Source organism: Hydrogenophaga palleronii (assembly GCF_031457455.1).
Taxonomy (GTDB): Bacteria; Pseudomonadota; Gammaproteobacteria; order Burkholderiales; family Burkholderiaceae_C; genus Hydrogenophaga; species Hydrogenophaga palleronii_A.
This window is the reverse complement of the sequence record NZ_JAVDWU010000001.1, coordinates 648,422-670,123: the sequence shown is the minus strand read 5'-3', so window position 1 is coordinate 670,123 and position 21,702 is coordinate 648,422. Positions and strand designations below refer to the sequence as shown.

At 67.1% G+C, this 21,702-nt stretch carries 20 protein-coding genes; 1 reads left to right on the top strand and 19 read right to left on the bottom strand.

All coding sequences use genetic code 11. The features are described from left to right. Window positions 1–115: 115 nt before the first annotated feature. Both J2W49_RS03125 and J2W49_RS03120 read right to left on the bottom strand, forming a co-directional pair. Window positions 116–847, bottom strand: coding sequence for a lysozyme inhibitor LprI family protein (locus J2W49_RS03125; protein ID WP_310311490.1), 732 nt, complete (start codon window positions 845–847; stop codon window positions 116–118). A 44-nt stretch (window positions 848–891) separates the two neighbouring features. Further along, window positions 892–2,094, bottom strand: a complete 1,203-nt coding sequence (locus tag J2W49_RS03120) for an aminotransferase-like domain-containing protein (RefSeq protein WP_310311489.1) — start codon at window positions 2,092–2,094, stop codon at window positions 892–894. A 279-nt stretch (window positions 2,095–2,373) separates the two neighbouring features. On the opposite strand from J2W49_RS03120, the gene nth reads away from it, so the two are divergent. Further along, window positions 2,374–3,009, top strand: a complete 636-nt coding sequence (nth, locus tag J2W49_RS03115; protein WP_310312157.1) for an endonuclease III — start codon at window positions 2,374–2,376, stop codon at window positions 3,007–3,009. Window positions 3,010–3,025: 16 nt separating this feature from the next. Here nth and J2W49_RS03110 read toward each other — a convergent pair whose 3' ends face one another. From J2W49_RS03110 to J2W49_RS03030, 17 genes are all read right to left on the bottom strand, one after another. Continuing rightward, window positions 3,026–4,279, bottom strand: coding sequence for a DUF445 domain-containing protein (locus tag J2W49_RS03110; protein ID WP_310311487.1), 1,254 nt, complete (start codon window positions 4,277–4,279; stop codon window positions 3,026–3,028). Between the two features lie 94 nt (window positions 4,280–4,373). Beyond that, window positions 4,374–4,928, bottom strand: a complete 555-nt coding sequence (locus J2W49_RS03105) for a histidine phosphatase family protein (RefSeq protein ID WP_310311485.1) — start codon at window positions 4,926–4,928, stop codon at window positions 4,374–4,376. Continuing rightward, the gene (locus J2W49_RS03100; protein ID WP_310311483.1) at window positions 4,925–5,791 is read right to left on the bottom strand and encodes an adenosylcobinamide-GDP ribazoletransferase; all 867 of its coding nucleotides are present in this window, start codon (window positions 5,789–5,791) and stop codon (window positions 4,925–4,927) included. Before J2W49_RS03100 ends, J2W49_RS03105 begins: the two co-directional genes overlap by 4 nt. Before the next feature lie 71 nt (window positions 5,792–5,862). Continuing rightward, window positions 5,863–6,930 carry a nicotinate-nucleotide--dimethylbenzimidazole phosphoribosyltransferase gene (gene cobT, locus J2W49_RS03095; RefSeq protein WP_310311481.1) on the bottom strand — a complete coding sequence of 356 codons (1,068 nt, stop codon included), beginning with the start codon at window positions 6,928–6,930 and terminating at the stop codon, window positions 5,863–5,865. Window positions 6,931–6,947: 17 nt separating this feature from the next. Beyond that, window positions 6,948–8,492 (bottom strand): cobyric acid synthase, encoded by a 1,545-nt coding sequence (locus J2W49_RS03090; protein WP_310312154.1) that lies wholly within the window; start codon window positions 8,490–8,492, stop codon window positions 6,948–6,950. A gap of 79 nt (window positions 8,493–8,571) precedes the next feature. Further along, on the bottom strand, window positions 8,572–9,549 hold the full coding sequence (locus J2W49_RS03085) for an aminotransferase class I/II-fold pyridoxal phosphate-dependent enzyme (protein WP_310311479.1): 978 nt from the start codon (window positions 9,547–9,549) through the stop codon (window positions 8,572–8,574). Continuing rightward, the gene (gene cbiB, locus J2W49_RS03080) at window positions 9,546–10,517 is read right to left on the bottom strand and encodes an adenosylcobinamide-phosphate synthase CbiB (RefSeq protein WP_310311477.1); all 972 of its coding nucleotides are present in this window, start codon (window positions 10,515–10,517) and stop codon (window positions 9,546–9,548) included. The genes J2W49_RS03085 and cbiB overlap by 4 nt, the downstream gene beginning before the upstream one ends. 12 nt (window positions 10,518–10,529) lie before the next feature. After that, window positions 10,530–11,552: a biotin synthase BioB gene (gene bioB, locus J2W49_RS03075; protein ID WP_310311475.1), complete on the bottom strand. Its 1,023-nt coding sequence runs from the start codon at window positions 11,550–11,552 to the stop codon at window positions 10,530–10,532. Then, window positions 11,549–12,010, bottom strand: a complete 462-nt coding sequence (locus J2W49_RS03070; protein WP_310311473.1) for a DUF1636 family protein — start codon at window positions 12,008–12,010, stop codon at window positions 11,549–11,551. The genes bioB and J2W49_RS03070 overlap by 4 nt, the downstream gene beginning before the upstream one ends. Window positions 12,011–12,015: 5 nt before the next feature. Then, window positions 12,016–12,615 (bottom strand): vWA domain-containing protein, encoded by a 600-nt coding sequence (locus tag J2W49_RS03065; protein ID WP_310311471.1) that lies wholly within the window; start codon window positions 12,613–12,615, stop codon window positions 12,016–12,018. An 89-nt stretch (window positions 12,616–12,704) separates the two neighbouring features. Further along, window positions 12,705–13,748 (bottom strand): magnesium chelatase ATPase subunit I, encoded by a 1,044-nt coding sequence (locus J2W49_RS03060; protein WP_310311469.1) that lies wholly within the window; start codon window positions 13,746–13,748, stop codon window positions 12,705–12,707. Then, entirely contained in the window at window positions 13,745–17,539 is a 3,795-nt protein-coding gene (gene cobN / locus J2W49_RS03055) for a cobaltochelatase subunit CobN (protein WP_310311468.1), read from the bottom strand. Before cobN ends, J2W49_RS03060 begins: the two co-directional genes overlap by 4 nt. A 5-nt stretch (window positions 17,540–17,544) precedes the next feature. Continuing rightward, window positions 17,545–18,609, bottom strand: a complete 1,065-nt coding sequence (gene cobW / locus J2W49_RS03050) for a cobalamin biosynthesis protein CobW (RefSeq protein ID WP_310311466.1) — start codon at window positions 18,607–18,609, stop codon at window positions 17,545–17,547. A 33-nt stretch (window positions 18,610–18,642) separates the two neighbouring features. Next, window positions 18,643–19,488, bottom strand: coding sequence for an ABC transporter substrate-binding protein (locus J2W49_RS03045; protein ID WP_310311464.1), 846 nt, complete (start codon window positions 19,486–19,488; stop codon window positions 18,643–18,645). Between the two features lie 80 nt (window positions 19,489–19,568). Next, on the bottom strand, window positions 19,569–20,138 hold the full coding sequence (cobO, locus tag J2W49_RS03040) for a cob(I)yrinic acid a,c-diamide adenosyltransferase (RefSeq protein WP_310311462.1): 570 nt from the start codon (window positions 20,136–20,138) through the stop codon (window positions 19,569–19,571). 13 nt (window positions 20,139–20,151) lie between these two features. Continuing rightward, the gene (locus J2W49_RS03035) at window positions 20,152–20,829 is read right to left on the bottom strand and encodes an energy-coupling factor ABC transporter permease (protein ID WP_310311460.1); all 678 of its coding nucleotides are present in this window, start codon (window positions 20,827–20,829) and stop codon (window positions 20,152–20,154) included. 74 nt (window positions 20,830–20,903) lie between these two features. Then, window positions 20,904–21,689, bottom strand: coding sequence for an ABC transporter ATP-binding protein (locus J2W49_RS03030; RefSeq protein WP_310311458.1), 786 nt, complete (start codon window positions 21,687–21,689; stop codon window positions 20,904–20,906). Window positions 21,690–21,702: the final 13 nt, after the last annotated feature.

Below are 21,702 nucleotides of genomic sequence, written 5' to 3'. Positions count from 1 at the left end.
CCGGGGCCAAGCATCAAGACTTGCAGGGAAAGCCCTCTGCCAGGCAACACGCCGCAGGAAAAGCCTCAAGCAGGGCGGCCAGGTAGCTGGAGCGCCTTTTGCCGGTTTTTTGCCATTAATGCTGCTTCACTACTGGTACCTGCCAGACCGAGATGACGGAGGGGTTATCCACCAGGGTTTCTCCGATGGTGAATGAACACCGCACCGGCTTGTTCAGCGGTACATCGCGGCCCGCCACAAATGAAAACACCTCGAAAACGACCCCTTGACCATCGCGCTCCCATCGCGGCCAATAGACCCCCTGGGTCGACTGGCGGAATGTGAAGTCAGCTGCATAGCCCTCGCGTGCGTCCGGTGGCTGGCACAACAGCCGCCCGCCAGGCCCAGCAACTGCCCATCTGGCCCGATCGCCGGCGGGCACTTTCCATTCGACACGCACCAGCGATTCGACAGCGAACGTCATGGGCGGCAGGCGCACAAGTGCCGTGTCATCGACTTGCTGAAGAACCAGCGCGGGCATCAATGGCGTCCATGGTCCGGGCGCCACCGGCGTCGGTGTTTCGTGCAAAACAGTGAGATAGGCATTGCGCTCCTGGTACGCCGCTCGCAAGCACTCGGCGTTTTCACATGGATCACGACGCTCGCGCTCCCAGAGACGTTGGGTCTGGTACCAGGCCTTCGGCGCCTTGGACCAACTCGCCAAAGCGCCGATCCGCAGCGCGGCGTCCTGAAAGGCCCGTTGCAGGTCCTGATCGGAGCAAAGCAGCCTATCGCTGCGCTCGCTCGGGTGGGCACAGTCGAGCACTTGTTGCGCCAGGCCGGACGGCGCGTGGGCAATGAGCCCCATCGCGAGCAGCGCAGGCGCTGCCGCGCCAGCACGCAACGACCTCATCAGATGGCATCCCTGAGCCGCCCCACCCCTTCTTCGATCTTGTCCACACCCACGGTGGCAAAACTCAGGCGCAAGGTGGCACGGTCGGGCTGGCTGGCATAGAACGGTGCGCCGGGCACAAACGCCACGCCCTTTTCAATCGCGCGCTTCGCCAGCTCACCGCCGTCAGCCACCTTGCCGCCCGCGCCGGTGAGGCGCGCCCACACGAACAGACCACCCTGCGGCTGCACGAAGGAAATGGCATCGCCGAGTTCGCGTCTGAGCGCATGGCCCATGGTCGTGGCGCGCTCTGCGTACACCGCACGCACCTTGGCCAGCGTGGCGGGCATGCGACCAGCCTTCAGGTACTGCGCAGCCGTGGCCTGGGCGAAGGTGCTGGTGTGGGCATCGCTGAACTGCTTGCACATGGTGGCCTTGGCCAGCAATTCGGCGGGTCCGACCATCCAGCCCACGCGCAAACCGGGACTCAGCACCTTGCTAAGCGAACCGCAATGCACCAGCAATTCGCGGCTGCCGGGCACGCTGGCGCTGAGGGCCAGCAAGCTGGGCGGCGGCGCTTCGCCGAAGTAGAGGTCGCCGTACGGGTCGTCTTCCACGATGAGCGTGTTGTGTTTCACCGCCATTTCCAGCACACGCTGGCGGCGCTCCAGGTTGAGCATGGCGCCGCTGGGGTTGCCAAAGGTGGGAATGAGGTAGACAAACTTGGGCTTGTGCTGCTCGATGAGCTTCTCCAGTGCATCGGTTTGCACGCCGTCGCCGTCAACCGGGGCGGTGATGAGTTCGGCGCCGTAGAGGCGGAAGCACTGGATGGTGGCGAGAAACGTGGGGCCTTCAACGATGACCTTGTCGCCGGGTGAGATCAGCGTCTTGCCAAGCAAATCGAGGGCCTGCTGGCTGCCGGTGGTGACGATGAGCTCCTCGGGTGCCAGGGCCTGGGTGCCCTTGCCCTTCATGAAACTGGCGATCTGCTCGCGAAGGGGCTGGTAGCCTTCGGTGGCGCCGTACTGCAAGGCCGCACCGGGTTCTTCGGTGAGCGCGGCGTTGACCGCTTCACGGATGCCATCCACATCAAACATCGCACTGTCCGGGAAACCACCGGCGAAGCTGATGATGCCGGGCTTGCCCAGCAGCTTGAAGAGTTCGCGGATGGCGGAGGTCTCGACGTTGTTCAGGCGGTCGGCGAAGGGCGTGGTGAAAGGCATGTCGGTGTCTCTTCGGGGATGTGAATGGGCAAAACGGCATTGTCGCCAATTCCGTTGCACGATTCCTGCGTGTTCCGCGCCTGGTGCCGTGCCAGGCCCTCGGGCGACGCTGAACACGTCTTCGTGGATGTGCGCGCCCGGCTGCGGGATGGGATGCAAGGCGCAAACCGCAGTGATACCGGGCGGTATCACGAGGATTTGCAACGCAGCAGACCGCCCGCAGCAGGGATGCGCGCGCCACGAAGACGCGTTCAGCGTTGCCCTAAACTCCCGCGCATGATGAAACCCGCCGCCATCGAGGCCTTCTTTGCCACCCTGCAAGCCGCCAACCCGCAGCCGCAGACCGAGCTGGAATACACCAGCGTGTTCGAACTGCTGGCCGCCGTGCTGCTCTCTGCGCAGGCGACCGACGTGGGGGTGAACAAGGCCACCCGTCTGTTGTTTCCGGTGGCCAACACCCCGCAGAAGATCCTGGCCTTGGGTCTGGACGGGCTGGAGAGCTACATCAAGACCATCGGCCTGTACCGAAGCAAGGCCAAACACCTGATGCAGACCTGCCGCATGCTGGTGGACCAGCACGGTGGCGAAGTGCCCGGCACGCGCGAAGCCCTGGAAGCCCTGCCCGGCGTGGGCCGCAAGACCGCCAACGTGGTGCTCAATGTGGCCTTCGGGCAGCCGACCATGGCGGTGGACACACACATCTTCCGGGTGAGCAACCGCACCGGCCTGGCGGCGGGCAAAACACCGCTGGCGGTCGAAATCCAGCTCATGAAGCGCGTCCCGCCAGCTTACGCGGTGGATTCGCACCACTGGTTGATCCTTCACGGGCGCTATGTGTGCCAGGCGCGCAAGCCCTTGTGCCCCCAATGCGCGGTCTGCGCCTACTGCGAGTTCAAGGACAAGACAAAGGCCTGAACAAGGGCCTTGAGCCTCACGGCTGCATCAAACCCTGCACCACTGGAAAACCCAGCGCCATCTGGGTGAGCGCGTGCAGCACCAACCCGACCAGCGCACCCACCAGCGTGCCGTTGATGCGGATGAACTGAAGATCACGGCCAATGTGGTTCTCCAGCACCTGGCTCATGTCGTGGGCATCCCAGGCCTCGACCCGTTGGGTCACGAAGGCCACCAGCGTGTCGCGGCTGGCGTCCAGCAGATGCAGCAGGGCCGCCTGGGCCTGCAAGTTGAGCCAGTCGCGCAGCTTCGCGTCGTTGACCAGCTGTTGCCCGGTCGATTGCACCACCGCGGCGATCCGGTCTGCCAACGGGCTGTCTGGTCGGGCGGCGTCTTCGCGCAGGGTGCCCATGAAGTCATGCCACCAGGCGTCGATCGGCACGGCCCAGCCCGGCTGTTCAAGCCACGCGTCGCGCCAGCCGGCCACCTTGGCACGCCATTCGGCGTCGGTCTGCAGGCGCTCGATGGAAGCCTGCATCCAGTCATCAAACCGGTGGCGCAACTCGTGGGCGGGATCCGCGGCCACGTCTGACAAGGTGCGGGTGAGCGCCGCCACCAGCTTGCGTGTGGCGAGTCGGGCAGCCATCTGGTCCAGCCCCACGTACTTGAGCTGTTTGAGTTCCAGTGCGATGGCGTCGGTGAGGCGCTCCTGCACGCTCTCCTGCTCGGCCCAGGTCGCCAGTTGGCGCAGCAGTCCGTCGAGCCACTGCTGGTGGTGGCCGTGCACCGTCAGCGCCGCCAGCGCCTGACCGCTCAGCACCGCCAGATCGGCCTCGCGCAGCATGCGCTGGGCGATTCGCGCCACCCATTGCCTGGCGGGTGTCTGGTCGAGTGCGTCAAGCAGCGCGGGCGTGGCCTGCTGCAGCCATCGCCCCACCTGTTGCGCCGATTCGAGCCTGCACAACCAGCGCCCCAGATCGCCCGCCATGTCCCAGCGGGCCAGCGCGCGCTGCACATGTTCGGCGGTCAGGAAGTGTTCGCCGAGGAAGCGGGCGAGTTGTGCTCCCAGACGGTCCTTGTTGGCCACGATGATGGCGGTGTGCGGAATGGGCAGACCCAGCGGATGGCGGAACAGCGCCACCACCGCGAACCAGTCCGCCAGTGCACCGATCATGGCGGCTTCGGCTGCAGCGGCCACGTAACCCCAGGCGCCATGGCGCGGCTCCAGCAGTGTGGCCACGGCGTACACCAGGGCCGCGAGCAGCAGCAGGCCCAGCGCAAGCGATTTCATGCGGGCCAGGCTGTAGGGCTCGCGAAGGGGTGAAACGGGAGACCGGCTTGTCATGTGGCAAGTGTGACCGCTGGCGGAGAGGCCAGTCAGGGGTTCACAGTGTCAGGCAGAGATGGCCACCGGGTTCAGGCGCATCGGCCGGCCACCCACTTGCGTCTTGAATCGGTCGGGCGCCATGCACAGCGAGGTACTGCACCGCGCGGATCACCCCCGCGTGGGTGACCCAGACGGCTTCTGGTCGGCCAGTCTTGCGCGTGTCGTTCAAGGCAGCAAAGACGCGATCAATCACCTGCTGGGTGCTCTCGGCGCCACCGAACCGGTGGTGGGCGAATTCGGCCATCCAGGCTTCGAACGCATGGCGAGGAATCGCATCCCAGCGTTGAAGCTCCCACTGCCCAAAGTCCATCTCGTTCAGCCGCGCATCGGTGCGCAGGGGCTCAAGATCGGGCCGGAGAAGTCGGACGGCCTCGGCCAGTTGTCTGGCCCGGCCCAGGCCGGACACCCAGAGCGGTGCAGTTTGAGGCACCAGGGGCGCCAGCGCTTCGGCCGCTGCCTGGGTGAGATCCGCATGCGCGGGCACATCCGATGCGCCGTAGCAAAGGCCGGGCGCCAGGTCAACGCGCGCATGGCGCAGCAGCCAGAGCTTCACACTCCCCCGCCCGCGAGCGAAGCTGGCAATGCGATGGCCAGCGCCAGCAGGAAACCCACTTCACTCACCTGCTGCGTGGCTCCCAGCCCGTCACCCGTAAAACCTTGCAGACGCCGCCTGAGCAGGCGCCACATCCAGGCCAACCCAATCAGCGCACCCAGGATCGCCTGCGACCAGGGCGCAGCAGGCAAGGCCCAGACCACCAGCGCCATGGCCACGGCCCACCAGAGCACACCGATCACCACGCCCGCGTTGCCAATGCGCTCGGCCAGGGGCTTGCTCTTGGACGTGGGCGTGTCCCCCACGTGTGGCAAGGTGCGAATGACGAACAGCGGCACCAGGCGCGAGGTCACGTGCCCGGCGAACAAGGCTGTGGCAGCCAGAATGGGATCGACCTGCGCCAGCAAAGCCAGCAACGCCACCTTGCTCAACAAAGCCAGCACCAGCGCCATGGCGCCATAGGTGCCGATACGCGAGTCCTTCATGATGTCCAGTGCGCGCTCCCGGTCCATGCTGCCACCCAGGCCATCGGCCAGATCGGCCAGGCCGTCTTCGTGGAAGGCGCCGGTGAGCAGCACGCCGAAAACGGTGCTGGCCATGGCCGCCACCCAGGGTCCGGCGGCCACCGCGGGCAAGACCTGCAACAGTCCAAACAACAGGGCTGCCGTGAGCCCGCCCACCAGCCAACCCACGCCGGGAAAGTGCGCGGCACTGGCCCGCAACATGGCCGGGCTGAAGCCCACCCACGCAGCGAGCCTTCCCGTCACCGGCACGCGCGTGAAAAACTGCAGTGCCAGCAGGTAGTGGCGAACAAACAGGACCCCCCTTTTGAGTCGCGGTGCGTTTTCCCCTGGGGGGGTCATCGCGTTGGGTCCGGCTGAACCGGTACCAAGGGGCTCCTGGGCAGGGGGTGTGGGCTGCACGGCGGGTGGGATCAGGCGGTCAGTGCGGCAACGGCCGGGGCTTCGTCTTGTCGCGACACGCCTGCCGACTCAAAGCTTGCCATTTCGCGCAGCAGTGCACAGGCACTCACCAGCAGCGGCCAGGCCAAAGCGGCCCCGGAGCCTTCGCCGAGACGCAAACCCAGCTCCAGCAGCGGATCTGCCCGCAGGTGCGCGAGCATGAGCGCATGGCCCCGCTCGCCCGAACGGTGAGCGAACACGCAGCGCTGCAGCACGTGCGGCTGCATGTGGCTGGCCACCAGCACCGCCGCACTGGCGATGAAGCCGTCCACCACAATCACCCGCCGCTCGGCGGCAGCGGCCAGCACGGCCCCCACCATGGTGGCGATCTCGAAACCACCAAAGGCAGCGAGAGCCTCAAGCGGCTGCCTGGCGTCCGGGTGGCGCGCCAGCACCTGGCGCAACACGGCGATCTTGCGCTGAACGGCATCGGCGTCCAGCCCGGTGCCGGCGCCGGTGCAGTCGGCCACCGCCAGGCCGGCCAGGCGTGCCAGCAACATGGATGCGGCCGAAGTGTTGCCAATGCCCATCTCGCCCAGCAACAGCGCGTTGCCCGGCAACTCGCGCACCAGAGCCGCGCCTGCTTCAAGCGCCTCGGTGCACTGCTCGGCGCTCATGGCCGGGCCATCCAGTGCATCGGCCGTGCCTGGCCCCTGCTTGCATACCACCAGCCCCGGTCGCGGGGCAAATTCGTGGGCCACGCCGCAGTCGACCACCGTCAGACCGATGCCGTGCTGGCGCGCCAGCACGCTCACGGCCGCGCCGCCAGCGAGGAAGTTCTCCACCATCTGCCAGGTCACGTCGCTGGGGAAGGCAGAGACGCCGCGAGCCGCCAGTCCGTGGTCGGCTGCGAAGACCACCAGTTGCGGCGCCTCCAGCACCGGCGACTCGGTCCCCAGGATCAGCCCGATGCGCTGGGCCAGCGCTTCGATGCGACCCAGAGACCCGACAGGCTTGGTCTTGTTGTCGAGCAAGTGCTGCAGGCGCGCAGCAAGTGCGGTGTGTTCAATATCTTCAATGACAGGCAATTCAAATGACATGGGAGCCTCCTCTGATCTCAGGGTTTTACAAGTTGGTCCAGCACGCCCGCATCGAAATGGGTTTCGATGAAATCGGCCAGACCGTCGAACACGTGGTCCATGTTGGGTGCAGTGGCACCAAACAGCGCTTGCAGCACGCGGGGGTCTTCAAAGAGACCGTGCAGGTACACACCCAGCACGTTGCCCTTGTTGCCCCCTTCGCAGCCATTGTCGGCCTGCCAAGCCAGCCCTGGCAACACCTCCACCGCCAGTTGACCACCGGCGGCCATGGCGGGGTGTTGCGAAGTGTGTCCATGGTGAATTTCGTAGCCAGTCACCTCTACGCCCGACAGCGCCGCCCAAGGGCCTGACAACGTGCCGAAGCGGGATTGGGCGTGACGCACGGTCTTCTGCAGTTCGAACTGCGTCACCAGCGGGAGCAGGCCCAGGCCAGGGGCGTTGCCGTCGATCTGGTGCGGGTCGATCAAGGCCTCGCCCAGCATTTGCAATCCACCGCACACCCCCATCACTGCCCCGCCAGCAGCGGCATGGTCCGTGACTGCACGGTCCAGGCCCTGTGCGCGCAGCCATTCCAGGTCGGCCGCTGTGGCCTTGCTACCGGGCAGCACGATCCAGTCGGCACCCACGCACTCGGCCGGCGTGCGGGCCCAGACCAGGCGCACGCCCGGCACGTTCTTCAATGGCTGGAATTCGTCAAGGTTGCTGATGCGCGGGTAGGCGATGACGGCGATGGTCTTTTGCACTGCACCAGAGGCACGGGTCTTGTCGTCGAACACGCCATCCTCTTCCGGCAAACCATGCTGCCACCACATGGGCAGGGTTGCGACCGTTGGTATGCCGGTGAGGTCCTGCAGCATCTGCGGTGCGGGCGCGAGCAGGCTGGCGTCACCGCGGAACTTGTTGAGCACGAAGCCGCGGATCAGTGTCTGTTCGTCGGCCGGGAGCAGCGCCCAGGTGCCATAGAGATGGGCAAAGGCCCCACCACGGTCGATATCGGTGACCAGCAGACAGCGCGCCTGGGCATGTCTGGCCACCCGCATGTTGACGATGTCGCTGCCGTGCAGGTTGATCTCGGCCGGCGAGCCCGCGCCTTCGATCACGACCACGTCGTTTTCGGCACGCAGCGCATCCAGTGCAGCGGCAATCTCCGGCCAAACGTGCAGACTGCGGCCGCGCCAGGGCATGTCGGAAAGGGTCAGGTTCACCTGTCCCAGCAGTACCACCTGGCTGCGTGTGTCGGCCTCGGGCTTGAGCAGCAGCGGGTTCATGCGCACATCGGGTTCGGCGTTGGCGGCGAGCGATTGAAAGTACTGAGCGCTGCCAATTTCTGCCCCCACGCTCCACCGCTGACGCGGGTCGCTGCCCCCCTGGGGGGCTGTTTCGCCTTGGGGCGGCCCGGCGGCGAAACGGTCTTCCACCGTGGGTCCCTTCACCACACGAGCGTTGTTGCTCATGTTCTGCGCCTTGAACGGCGCGACTTTCAAACCCTGGCGCGCGTAGTACCGACACAGCGCCGTCGTCACCCAGCTCTTGCCGGCGCCACTGGTGGTGCCCAGTACCATCACGCAAACAGCGGTCACAGGACGCCCTTCGCGGGTGTCGGTGAAAGCGAGCTGGTCTGGAAAGGGCCCGTCGCTGCGATCATGTGACGCGCTCCTTCCGCCGTATCAGGGCGGCCCTCAAGGCCCCTTGTGCCTCAGGTGACTGCACGCTCAGGCGCCAGTAGCCGGGCAGGCCCAGCGTCCGGGTGTCGCGCAGCTTCACACCATGTTCACGCAAGGTGTCTTCGTCGACGGGCGTGGGCGCCGTGGCGGAGAAATAGTTGGTCACGCTGGGCAGGCATTCCCACCCCAATTGCTCCAGCAAGCTCAACTGCTGCTGTTTCCACGCGCTGAGCCGATGCCGGCTCCAGATCAGCCACTGCTGGGCCTCGACGCCCGTCCAGGCATGCAGCATCGCCACGCCGTGCGCACCCAGCGGCCACGAAGCCGCCATGTCTTCCAGTTCGCGCACCATGGTCGCGCTTTGCAACGGCGCGATGGCGTACGCGCCGCGCACGCCGGTGAGGCCCATGGCCTTGTTGGGCGACCAGAGTTGCCAGATCGCATCCAGTTCGGCTCTGGTAAAGCTGCACTGACCGGCCAGACGCAAGGGTTCGTAAGCCCGGTCGATCACGACAGTGCGACCCTGCACAGCGGCTTGGACACACTGGCTTTCGGCGACACCCAGCGGGCTGGACGGCTCGCACAACCACACCAGATCGGCCTGCTCCGCGTCGTCAACCTGATGCAGGCGCCAGGCTTGCGCGGCGAGCGCATAGTCGCCATAAGCGAGTGCCGGTTGCCAGAAGCGGCGCGCGCCGGCCCGGAATGCGCAGGCAGTGATACGCGAGATCAGTTCGCTGGCACTGGTGCCGACCACGATACGGCGAAAGTCCACCTGATGGAACAAAGCCAGAGCTTCCCTCAGTGCCGTGTAGCGCGGGTCTGGGTAGTGAGCGGCGTCGGCGCGTCGCACGGATTCCAGCACCACCGGGCATGGGCCGCAGGCGTTGGCGTTGGTGGAGAAGTCCCATCGGGGCACGCCATTGGCATCCGTTCCGCCGTGTTCACGCATCATGAATAGTGTCTCCAACCATTGAACAGTGCAGCCACACAGGCGAAAGCGGCCAACCCCGCGACCACGCGGGCACTCAGGTGCAGCGCCTGCGCCGTGTCAGCAAGTGTCGGGCTGCGGCCCGTCGGATGCAAGATGTACACGCCGGGTTTGGCCAGCCGCACGTTCAGGGCCAGGGCCATGGCGGCCATCGGCCACCCGCCATTGGGCGATGGGGTCAACCCGGCCTGGGCCGGCAAGTGGCGCAGTCGCTGCCGGGCAGTCGGCACGGCCAGCAGGGCCGCCGTGAGGCGGGCGGGCAACCAGGACAAGACATCGTCTGCCCGCGCGGCCCATTTGCCAGCCCAGGTCCAGTCGCGTCCGTTGCGCTCGCCTGGGTAGCCCCACATGGCGTCGGCGGTGTTGGCGAATCTGTAGAGCGCGGCGCCGGGCAAGCCTGCCACGGCGAACCAGAACAAGGGGGCCACCACCGAGTCGTTCAGGTTCTCAGCCAGGGTCTCGATCGCGCTCTCGCGCACCGCTGCTTCGCCGAGATGGCTCACGTCTCGGCTGACCAGCCAGGAGAGCCGTTCGCGCCCCGCTGGCAGCGACTCGGCCAGGGCCGTTTCCACGGCCCGCACCTCGTCCCGCAACATGCGCCACGACAGCATGGGCTTGAGCAGCACGCCCAGCGCGAGCGCCTGCGCCCACCATGGCCAGCCGGTCATGAGCCAGGCAGCCACAACGGCCAGCGACACGCAGAACACCAAGCCAAGGCACCATGCAAGCCCACCCAGAATGAAGCTCAAGGCCGGGCGCTTGTGCGCCTCGTCCACCAGCGGTGCGATGCGCCGCCCCATGAAGGACAGGTAGTGCCCCATGGCCACCACCGGGTGGCAGCGCGCGGGCGGTTCGCCGAATGCGCGGTCCAGCGCCAAGGCCACGAGCACCGCCAGTGGCGCAGCGATGGTGGACGGCCAGAACTCAGGCATGGTGGAGCGGCATCAGGCCCGGCGCGCTTGAAGGCCCAGCTTGGCGAGCAGGCCCATGTCGGCCGCCACGTCGGGGTTGCCGGTGGTGAGCAGCTTCTCGCCGTAGAAGATGGAATTGGCGCCCGCCAGAAAGCACAAGGCCTGCACGGCTTCGCTCATCTGCTGACGGCCGGCGGACAGGCGCACCCGCGCACGCGGCATGGTGATGCGGGCCACGGCGATGGTGCGCACGAACTCCAGGGGGTCCAGGTCGGGCTGGTCGGCCAGGGGCGTACCGGCCACCTTCACCAGATGGTTGATGGGCACCGACTCCGGGTAGTCTGGGGCGAGGTTGGCGAGCTGCGCCACCAACGCGGCGCGCTGCAACCGCGATTCACCCATGCCCACGATGCCACCACAGCAGACCTTCACACCTGCGCCGCGCACGCGCTCCAGGGTGTCGAGCCGGTCCTGGTAGTCGCGGGTGGTGATGATCTCGCCGTAGAAGTCGGGGGCGCTGTCCAGGTTGTGGTTGTAGTAGTCCAGTCCGGCCTCGCGCAGGGTTTCGGCATGACCTTCGTTCAACATACCCAGGGTGGCGCAGGCCTCCAGCCCCTCTTCCTTCACGGCGCGCACCAGTTCGGCCACGGCGTCCACATCGCGGTCTTTGGGTGCGCGCCAAGCCGCCCCCATGCAAAAGCGTGTGGCACCGGCCTGCTTCGCGCGCTGGGCGGCTTCGCGCACGGCGTCCACGCCCATCAGCTTGCCGGCGGTCAGGCCGGTGTCGAAGTGCACCGACTGCGGGCAATAGCCGCAGTCTTCAGGGCAACCACCGGTTTTCACCGACAGCAGCGTGGCCAGCTCCACCTCGCGGGGGTTGAAGTGCTCGCGGTGCACGGTCTGGGCTTGGTACAGCAGGTCCGCGAACGGCAGATCGAACAGGGCCTGAATGGCTTCCACGCTCCAGGCGCCCGTGTCGGGCGCAGGCTTGGGCGCGGCGTGGAAATGCAGCGGTTGCACGGTGGTGGCGGATCGAGATGGGGTGTGAGTGGTCATTTTTGAGCTCCTGTGATGGTCTGGATTTTGCCCGTCTCCGGGGCTGTGCCTTCGTTTCGGGTGGATGCCAGACTGGGCGGCAGCCGCGCCAGGATGCCGCTACGCAGGCGCGCTGGCCTTTCGTTGCGAACGAGGTTGCCGTCGTTCGCGGCGGCGTGCATGGTCGCACAGTCCAGCACGTGCAGGGCGGTTTCAAGATCCGGCACCAGGTCGCCAAACAGGTAGGTGTGTTTGCCTGGCGCCTGGAAGGCGACCGAACAGCTGCGGGAACAACTGCTCAGGCACGCCATCCCGCGCACCCGCACATGGGCCCAACGCTCATCGTGCAGCAACAGCTGCGTTTGCACGGCTTCGAACAATTCGGCACCCGCGGCCGGCAGGTCGAGCGAGGCGCCCGGCGGGCGGCACGTCGTGCAGATGATCACTTCGGTGGTGGGGGGTAAAACGGGTGCAGACATCGGGTTCAGGAGGTGATTCCAATAGGGCGGTATTCGGCCTGCCAACGTTCGGCCCAGGCGGCGCAGCGCCCTAGGGAGCGCGGGGGATCGTCGAAATCCACGATGACGATGTGGTCCGGGGCCAGGGGAGCCGCGGGTTGTTCAAGCGTGCGGCCATCGGTAAGCAGCCACAGGTGCGCGGCGCCGCTGCCGCCGCCTTTTTTTTTCACCATTCGCAGCAGGCGCTCGGCCTCTTTCAGGCAGGCCGCCAGCGGCGTGCCACCGCCGCCGCCCACAGGACGCACACGGGCGCTGCCCGCCGTGCGTGCCGGCCCTGGCGGCAACAGCAGTTCCACTCCCTGGCCGCCGAAGCACAGCAACGCCACATCGTCGCCCGCGCGCGCCGCCTGTTCGATCAGGTGTGCGGCATAGCCCTTGGCGCGGGCCAGGCGCCCGCCGTTGCGCATGGAGCCCGAGATGTCGAGCGCGATCAGGTGCAAGCTCGCCACGCGCGCGCTCAACGGGCGATGGCGCAGATGGGAAGCGGCCAACCGCTGAGGCCCCTTGGCCAGCAGCGTGCGCACCCAGTCAATGCCCGCGCCTGAGGTCTCGGCTGGACGAGGCACGTGGCGGGTGAGGCCGAGTCGCGGGGGACGAGTCGGGGTCTGCCACCGCCAGTTGCCTTGCGCTGTGGCAGCGCGCGGACTGGGGTGGCTCATGCTTTTTTTGGGGGCCATACCCCCGTGGCTGCGAACCGCACCATGCCTTGTGACTGCGGAGGCAGCGCGCCCCAATCGCCTTCAGACGTGGGCTGCTGTTCCGCAGCCCGCTGCCCGTCTGCGGGCGCGGGTGAGGGTCGATTGGCCGGTGGCTGCGCTGCGTCTGGCGAGCGGCGGTGTGCCAAAGCCAGTTCGGCCACGGCGTCCACGTCTTCCACGCGCACGCTGCCGCGTTGTTCCAGCGCGGCCAGCGCGCGCGCCGCGCGCAGCATCACCAGATCGGCGCGGATGCCATCGACACCAGCGGTCAGCGCCAGTTGCGCGGCGTGCTGCACCACGGCGTCCGGCCAGTGCAGGTCGTTCAGGGCTTCACGGCCCTCCATGATGGCGGCCACCAGCAGCGCCTGTTTCTTGGCTTGTCGAGCCAGCAACGCCTGGGGGTCGTGATCAAAGGCCAGGCGTGCTCGCACGATGGCTTGGCGTTGCTCGGCGTCGACCGGGTTCTCGAGCGTCACCGAGAGACCAAAACGGTCCAGCAGCTGGGGCCGAAGCTCGCCCTCTTCCGGGTTCATGGTGCCCACGAGCACGAATCGCGCGGCGTGCTGGCGCGACACACCATCGCGCTCCACGGTGTTCAGGCCACTGGCGGCCACGTCGAGCAGCGCATCCACCAGCGCATCGGGCAACAGATTCACTTCGTCCACATACAGCACGCCGCCATGCGCGCGCGCCACCATTCCTGGTGCCAGCCGCACCTGACCATCGCGCAGCACGTCTTCGATGTTCAGCGTGCCCACCAGTTGCTCCAGGCTCGCCGCCAGCGGAAGCGTGACGAAGGGCGCCTGCGGCAGCAACGCGGCCAGCGCGCGCGCCGATGTGGATTTGGCCGTGCCGCGCGGGCCGCTGATGAGCACACCGCCCATGCCGGGGTCGATGGCGGCGAGCAGCAGCGCGCGCTGCAGCGGCTCATGCCCAACCAGCGCGGTGAACGGAAAGGCCGCGCTGGCGGCCGCGTGCAGTTCGGGAACGGTGGTGTTCATGACAAGGGTCCTTGTTCTTCCAACGAGTGTTCGAGCGCCAGCAGGTGGTGGGTGATGCGTTCGCGGTGCTCGCCAGGCTCGCCCCACAGGCCTCGCTGCATCGTTTCCAGCAAGCGCTCGCCGATGCTGCGCAGGGCCAGCGGGTTGTGTTGTTGCAGGAAGTCGCGGGTGGCGTCGTCGTGCAGGTAGGCGTCTGCCACCAGGGCGTACTGGTGGTCGCCCACCACGCCGGTGGTGGCGTCGAAGGCGAAGAGATAGTCCACGGTGGCGGCGATCTCGAATGCGCCCTTGTAGCCGTGGCGTTTCACGCCATCAATCCATTTCGGGTTGACCGCACGCGCGCGCACCACGCGCGCCACCTCTTCGCTCAAGGTGCGCACACGCGGCGCACCGGGGGTGCTGAAGTCGCCGTGGTAGAGCGCGGCGGGCGCACCCGCCAGGTGCTGCACGGCCGAGGCCATGCCGCCCTGGAACTGGTAGTAGTCGTCGGAATCCAGGATGTCGTGCTCGCGGTTGTCCTGGTTGTGCAGCACCGCTTCCACCTGCGCCAGGCGCTGCTCGAAGGTCTGGCGGGCGGCCGTGCCGTGACCATCCTGCCCGTAGGCGAACGCACCGGCGCGCAGGTAGGCCTGGGCCAGGTCGGCGTGTTCGTTCCAGCGCCCACTGGACATCAATTCCTGCAGCCCCGCACCGTAGCCACCCGGCCGAGGGCCGAACACGCGCCAGGTGGCTTGTCGCTGTGCGGCCACTGCTTCGACGCCCTGTGCCACGGCCTCGGCGGCTTCGCGCCGCACCCGTGCGCGGATGGGGTTCACGTCGTCCGGCTCGTCGTCTTCAGGAATCGCGGCCACGGCGCGCACCGCCGTGTCGAACAGGTCGATCACGTTAGGAAAGGCGTCGCGGAAGAAGCCGGAGACGCGCAAGGTCACGTCGATGCGCGGTCGGTTTTTGATGGCCATGGGCAGGACTTCGATGTCCACCACGCGGTGGCTACCCGGTGCCCATTTGGGCCGCACGCCCAACAATGCGAACGCCTGGCCGATGTCTTCGCCACCGGTGCGCATGGTGCTGGTGCCCCAGACCGACAGGCCGATCGCAGCCGGAAAGCAGCCGTGGTCCTGCAGGTGGCGCTCGATCACCCGGTCGGCGGCCAGGGCGCCCATGGCGTAGGCGGTGGGCGTGGGCACGGCGCGGGTGTCCACCGAATAGAAATTGCGCCCGGTGGGCAACACGTCGGGCCTGCCGCGCGAGGGCGCGCCACTGGGGCCGGACGGCACAAAACGGCCGGACAGGCCGCGCAGGAGCTGCCCCATTTCATTCGGACCACAGGCGTCAAGCCGGGGTGCGAGGGTCTGGCGCATGCGGTGGATCACCGGCGCGGTGCGCGGCCAGACCTGCTCGTCGAGCGGCGCTGCATCCTTGCTCAGATGAGCCTCCACGAGCGCGGTGGCCAACAACTCCAGGCGTTCGCGCGTGTGGCCAGCGTGGCGCCAGGGGTCGTCGCTCAATGCCTTCAGCACCTCAGGGCGCGGCCCTGTCCACGCTTCCGCCCACTCAAGGCTGAGCGGATCAAAACCATCAAGGCCCAGGTCGCTCGCCATCGCCACCAGCAAGCTGCCCTGCCCCGCCGCCTGGCCACCAGGAAAGCGCGCCAGCGCCACCAAGGTATCGGTGCGTTGGCGGCCTTGCGGTGACTGGCCCAGGATGTGCAGGCCGTCGCGGATCTGCGATTCCTTGATTTCGCACAGGTAGGCATCGAGCCGGGCCAGCAGTTGCTCGCGTTCTTCGTCGGTGGCCGGTGGTTGGAAGCCCAGCTCTTTGTGCAATTGATGTTTCAGCACCTGCTGCAGGATGCTTTCGCGCAGCAGCCTGGCGCGGCGCGGGTCCAGCGAGAGCGCCTCGTAGTACTCGTCCATCTGGCGCTCGAGTTCCTGCAGCGGACCGTAGGTCTCGGCGCGCGTGAGGGCCGGCATGAGGTGATCGATGATCACCGCCTGCGTGCGGCGCTTGGCCTGGCTGCCTTCGCCCGGGTCGTTCACGATGAAGGGGTACAGGTGCGGCAAGGGGCCCAGGATGGCATCGGGCCAGCAGGCAGCGCCCAGCGCCACGCTCTTGCCCGGCAGCCATTCCAGATTGCCGTGTTTGCCCACGTGCACCACCGCGTCCACTTTGAGGACGCGCCGCAGCCAGAAGTAAAACGCCAGGTAGCCGTGCGTGGGCACCAGATCGGCGTCGTGGTAGGTGGCCACCAGGTCCAGATCGCGACCGCGCGCGGGCTGTATGCCCACGAACACCTGGCCCACGCGCAGGCCCGACACCATGAAGCGGCCACTGCGCATCATCGGGTCATGTTCAGGCGGTCCCCACAGGGCGTTCACTGCCTGCTGACTTTCTGGCGGCAAGGCGTGGAAGTCGGCCAGGTAGTCGGCCATGGCCAAGCTCTGGCCGGCGGGCCGGTGATCGTTCGCGTCGAGGTTGTTGGTGACGCCATTTTGGAGTTGCACCATCAGCGCGTCGCTGTCTGGCGGAAGTTCACCCGTGTTGTAGCTCGCATCGCGCAAGGCGTGCAGGATGTTCAGGGTGGAGGCCGGCGTGTCGAGTCCCACACCGTTGGCCAGGCGTGCGTCATCGTTGGGGTAGTTGGCGAGGATGAGCGCGATTCGCTTGTCTGCGTTCGGCTTCTCGCGCAACACGCACCAGCGGCGCGCCAGCTCGGCCACGAAGCGGATGCGTTCGGGCTCGGGCTGGTAGCGCACCACGTCCACCTCGGTGCGATCACAGCGCCAGGCCAGACCTTTGAAGCTGATGGCGCGCGTACCGATGCGGCCATCCACCTCGGGCAGCACCACCTGCATGGCCAGGTCGCGCGGTGCCAGGCCGTGCGGATCGGCCTGCCATTGCTCCATCGAGCAACCGGCGGTGATGAGCTGCAGCACTGGCGCGTCGCCGGCCAACGGTTCGCTTTCGGGAGCCTCGTCTCCTCCGTCGAGCGAGGCGATGGCAAAGCTGGTGGCGTTGATCACCACGCCCACGCGGTGTTCAGCGGCAATGGCCTGCAGCGTGGCCAAGCTGGTCTGGTTCTTCAGCGAGTCCACCGCCACCGCCAGCGCGTTGAGGCCGGCATCAGCCAGCGCGGCCAGCATGACGTCGAACACGGCTGTGTTGCCAGCCTGCAGGTGCGCCCGATAGAACACCAGCAACGCAGTCGGCGCGCCCACGCGCCAGGTTGTGGCGGCGGCCGGGCTGTAAGGTATCACCGGTGGCAAGGGCAGCGGCGGCGGTGGCCGTTGCCCCAGGCCAAAGGCCGCGTGACCGATGAGCGAGAAGAAAGCCAGCGCGTTCTCACGCCCACCTTCGCGCAGGCAGCGCCAAAGCCGGTCGCAGTCTTCGGGCAGTGCGGTGCTGCGCATCAGCAGCTGCGGGTCTTGCACGTTGTCGCCAGAGAACAGCGCCAGCCACTGGCCGTGCTTCGCGGCGAGTGAGGTCGCCTGCTCTACCACGTAGGCCCAGTCGCTGGGGGTGCCCAGGTGGTCGATCACCACCACGCGGGCGTGGCGCAACACATCGTCCACGTACATGTCGGTGGAGGCGGGCTGGCGCAGCCACATCAGGTTGGCGAGCCTCACCGTAGGAAAGTCTTCACCCAGGCTCGCTACCGCATCGGCCAGCAGCGAGAGCGTGGTGTCTGCCGCGCTCAGCACCACGATGTCGCCCGGCGTCTGCGCCACGCGCACCACGCCCTGCCCGCCGTCTTCGACGTGGCCACCCGGGCGTGTGCTGAGCAGGTGCATGGGCTTCAGGCGGTGGCGGTGTCGGCGAGCAGCGCGGCTTGAAGCGCGTTCTGCAGGGCGGCGGCATCGAGGTGGTCACCGATCAGCACCAGCCGCGTGCTTCGCGCTTCGTCTCCACGCCAGGCGCGGTCGAAGTGGCTGTCGAAGCGCTGGCCCACACCCTGCACCACCAGGCGCATGGCCGCGCCGGGCAAGGCCACGAAGCCCTTTACGCGGTAGATCTCGTGCTGCTGCACCAGAGCAGCCAGCGCATCCAGCAGACACTGGCGGTCTGCCACGTTCAGCGTGATCGAGACCGAATCGAAGGCGTCGTGGTCGTGGTCCTCTTCTTCGTCATGATGGGTCTTGCGCTGGTCGATGGCGTCTTCCACCGCGCGCTCCAGGCCCAGCAACACACCCAGATCCAGCCGGCCGTGCTGCGCGTGCACCAGCTTCACGCCAGCGGGTGTCTCCTTGCGGATGAGGGTCTCCACTTCGGTCAGTGTGGCGGCGTCCATGCCATCGGTCTTGTTCACCACGACCAGATCGGCGGTGGCCAGTTGGTCTTCAAACAGTTCGGCCAATGGCGATTCGTGGTCCAGGTTGTCGTCGGCACGGCGTTGCGCGTCCACCGCCACGGGGTCGTCGGCGAAGGTGCCGGCGGCCACGGCCGGAGCGTCCACCACGGTGATCACCGCGTCCACCGTGAAGGTGTTGCGCAACGCGGGCCATTGGAAGGCCTGCACCAGCGGCTTGGGCAGGGCCAGGCCCGAGGTTTCGATGACCAGGTGGTCGATCTGGTCGCGCCACGCGGCGAGCTGCTCCATCACCGGCGCGAACTCTTCCTGCACCGTGCAGCACAGGCAGCCGTTGGCGAGTTCAAACAGTTGCCCGTTCTCTTCACCGTTTTCGTCGCAGCCAATGCCGCAGCCACGCAGCAGTTCACCATCGATGCCCAGTTCGCCGAATTCGTTGACGATGACGGCAATGCGCCGGCCCTGCGCGTGGGTGAGCAGGTGGCGCAGCAGCGTGGTCTTGCCGGCGCCCAGGAAGCCGGTGACGATGGTGGCGGGGATCTTGCGGGTTTGCATCAGGTGGCCTCGAAATGAAAAGGTGTCGTTTGTTCAATGCGTCAACGGTGGCAACGCCAGCAGGCAGTCCACCAGCATGTGTGCGGCTTCGCCCAGTCGGGGACCGGGACGAGACAACAGGTCCATGCGCTCGGTGTCCAGCCGGCAGACCTGCTGCCGACGCAGCGCCGGTAAGCCGACCCAGGCGGGCCGGTCGGCGATGCTGGCAAGCGTGCTCATCGGGCCGATGATCAGATCGGGCGAGCGGCGCACCACCATCTCGGGGTTGACGCGCGGGAACAAACCCTGCTCACCGCTCACGATGTTGACCAACCCCAGCCGCGCCACGGTCTCGCCGATGAAGCTCTTGGCGCTGGCCGCCGTGGGGCCGATGCCGACTTCCACGTACACGCTGCGTCCACGCAGCGCCGCAAGCACGCGGCGCGACGCAGCGTCCAGCTCGCTCTCGATGCGCTGCACCAGTTCGGCAGCGCGCGCCTGTTCCCCGAGCGAATCGCCCAGCGACAGCAGCATGCGTTTCAGGTCGGCATGGGTGCGTGCATCGAACACCTGCACCGGCACCCCCAGCGAGGTCAGGCGCTCGCCCGCGCGGCTGCGCGGCCCCAGCAGCACCATGTCGGGCCGCAGGGCCACGATGTGCTCAATCTGCGCATCCTGCAGACCGCCCACCTTGGGCAGCTTGCCCACCCCACCCGGCCAGGTGGAGTGGCGATCGGTGCCCACCAGTTGAGCGCAATGCCCCAGCGCACACACGGCCTCGGTGAGTGAGGGCGAGAGCGTGACGATGCGGTGTTGGGCGTGAGCAGGCACCGCAGCAAAGCAGCTCAACAAGCCCAGCGCGGCCAACGCAGGCACCGACGCCTGAAGCGGTCGCGTCAAGGGGTATCGCGGAACCGGCTTGGCCGGGCCGCTGATACCGCCCCCTTGCAGGGGGACACGCGAAGCGTGGCGGGGGTGGTTCAATCTTCTATCCCGCGCTGCGCCGGCACACCCGCCTTGAAATGATGCTTGATCAGCGTCATCTCCGTCACCGTGTCGGCCAGCTCCACCAGCTCGGCAGGCGCACCGCGCCCGGTGAGCACCACATGGACGTGGGGCGGTCGCTCTCGCAGGCAGGTGAGCACGGCATCCAGCGGCACCCAGCCGTAGCGCAGCGGGTACATGATTTCGTCGAGCACCACCATGAAGTGTTCGCCCGCACGGATCGTGGCTTCGGCCTTGGCCCAGCCCGCCAGGGCCAGCTCGGCGGAATGATCGAGATCGCGGCTCTTCCAGCTGAAGCCATCGCCCAGGCCTTCGATGGGAATGCCCAGTTGTTCGAACAGCCGGTGTTCACCAAAGCGCGCCGAAGGCACCTTCATGAACTGGTAGACCTTGACCGCCTTGCCACGGCCATGCGCGCGCAAGGCCAGGCCAAAGGCGGCGGTGCTCTTGCCCTTTCCGGTGCCGGTGTGCACGAGCACCAGGCCGCGTCGTTCGCCTTGCGGTTTGGGGGTGTCGCGCAACACCGGAGGTGCTTCGATTTCCATGCTCGCGCCCTCCTCAGGCCGCGCTGTAGAGGCGGCGCTCCACCAGCGTCGAGCCCTTGAGGCGGTGCAGTGTCTTGGCGATGGCCAGCACACCCAGGTCGATCAGCGGCTCCAGCAGCACGACCGTCATGTAGGCCGCCCCGAAGGTACCGATGCTGGCGAGGTTCTCCGCACCCATGCCCTGACCATACAAAGCCCAGAAGCCCACCCACATCACGATGCCACCCTGGTAGGTCAGCGAGAGCTTGAGCGCTTGCGCGTAGCGGATGTCAACGTAGGCCACGGCATCGGGAATGACCTTGCGTGCCAGGGTAGCCGTGGCGAACAGCGGCACCAGCAGCGTGGTGACGTTCATGGCGTACTGCGGCAAGTCATCGGGAGCAAAGAACAGGCCCTGGATCAGCAGACCACCGGCCAGACCGAAGGCAGCCGGCCCCGCACCCAACACCAGCAACAAGGTCGAACCCAGGATGAAGTGCACTTCGGACACGCCCACCGGGTGGGTCGGCAGCACTTCAAAAAAGCCGAACACCAGGACCGCCGCGATGACCGCGCGCAGCACCACGGCCGCGACGCCCTCCTTCTTCACAGTGTCCAGCGCCAGCTTGGCCGCGTAGCCGAAGGCCGCGGTGGCCGTGGCGTAGCTCAGGAATATCTTGGTGCTGTCGACCAGTCCGGGTTCAATGTGCATGGTTTCTCCTGAGGAAGTGCGTTGGGTAACAACGCGGGTTGAAAACGAGGAAAAAGAAAGCCATTCAGGTGTGCTCATGGCGGTGCGACCGCAGGGGGCGCACAGGGCAGCGCCACCCATTCATCACCCAACGGGTGGATCGCCACGCGGTGGTCAAACACCTGCTCCACCGCGCGGTGGGTAAGAACGTCGTCGCAGGCGCCCTGGTGGCACACGCGGCCCTGGGCCATCACCACCATCTGGTCGGCGTGCAGCGCCATGCCGATCTCGTGCAGCACACTCACCACGGTCCTGCCCTGCGCCACCAGTTCGCGCACCAGCAGCAACCAGTCGGCCTGGTGCGGCGGGTCCAGGTTGGCCAAGGGTTCGTCCATCAGCATCACATCGGCCTGCACCGCCAGCAAGCGCGCCAGCAGCACACGCTGTCGCTCACCGCCGGAGAGTGCGCCCAGGGGTCGTTCGCGCCAGTCCCAGGCCTGGGTAGCGCGCAAGGCCTGTTCCACGGCGACGCGGTCGGCTCCCGACGGCGCCGCCAGCCAGGCCTGGTGCGGCAGTCGGCCCAGCATGGCCACGTCCCACACGCTGAGATCGTCTGCGCCGGCTTCGCCTTGCCCCAGCCAGGCCAGGCAGCGTGCGCGTTCGCGACCACGCCATTGCCCCAAGGGTCGGTCCATCAGGTGTACATCGCCGGTGTGCGGCAACAGGCCGGCCAAGGCCTTGAGCAAGGTGGATTTACCGGCGCCGTTGGGACCCACGATGCTGGTCCACTGCCCTGCGGCCAGATTCACGTCAATGCCGTGCAGCACCATCACGCCGCCCAGCGCCACACCAATGCCCGTGGCTTGCAGTGCCTGCGTCATTCCCAAAACCCCC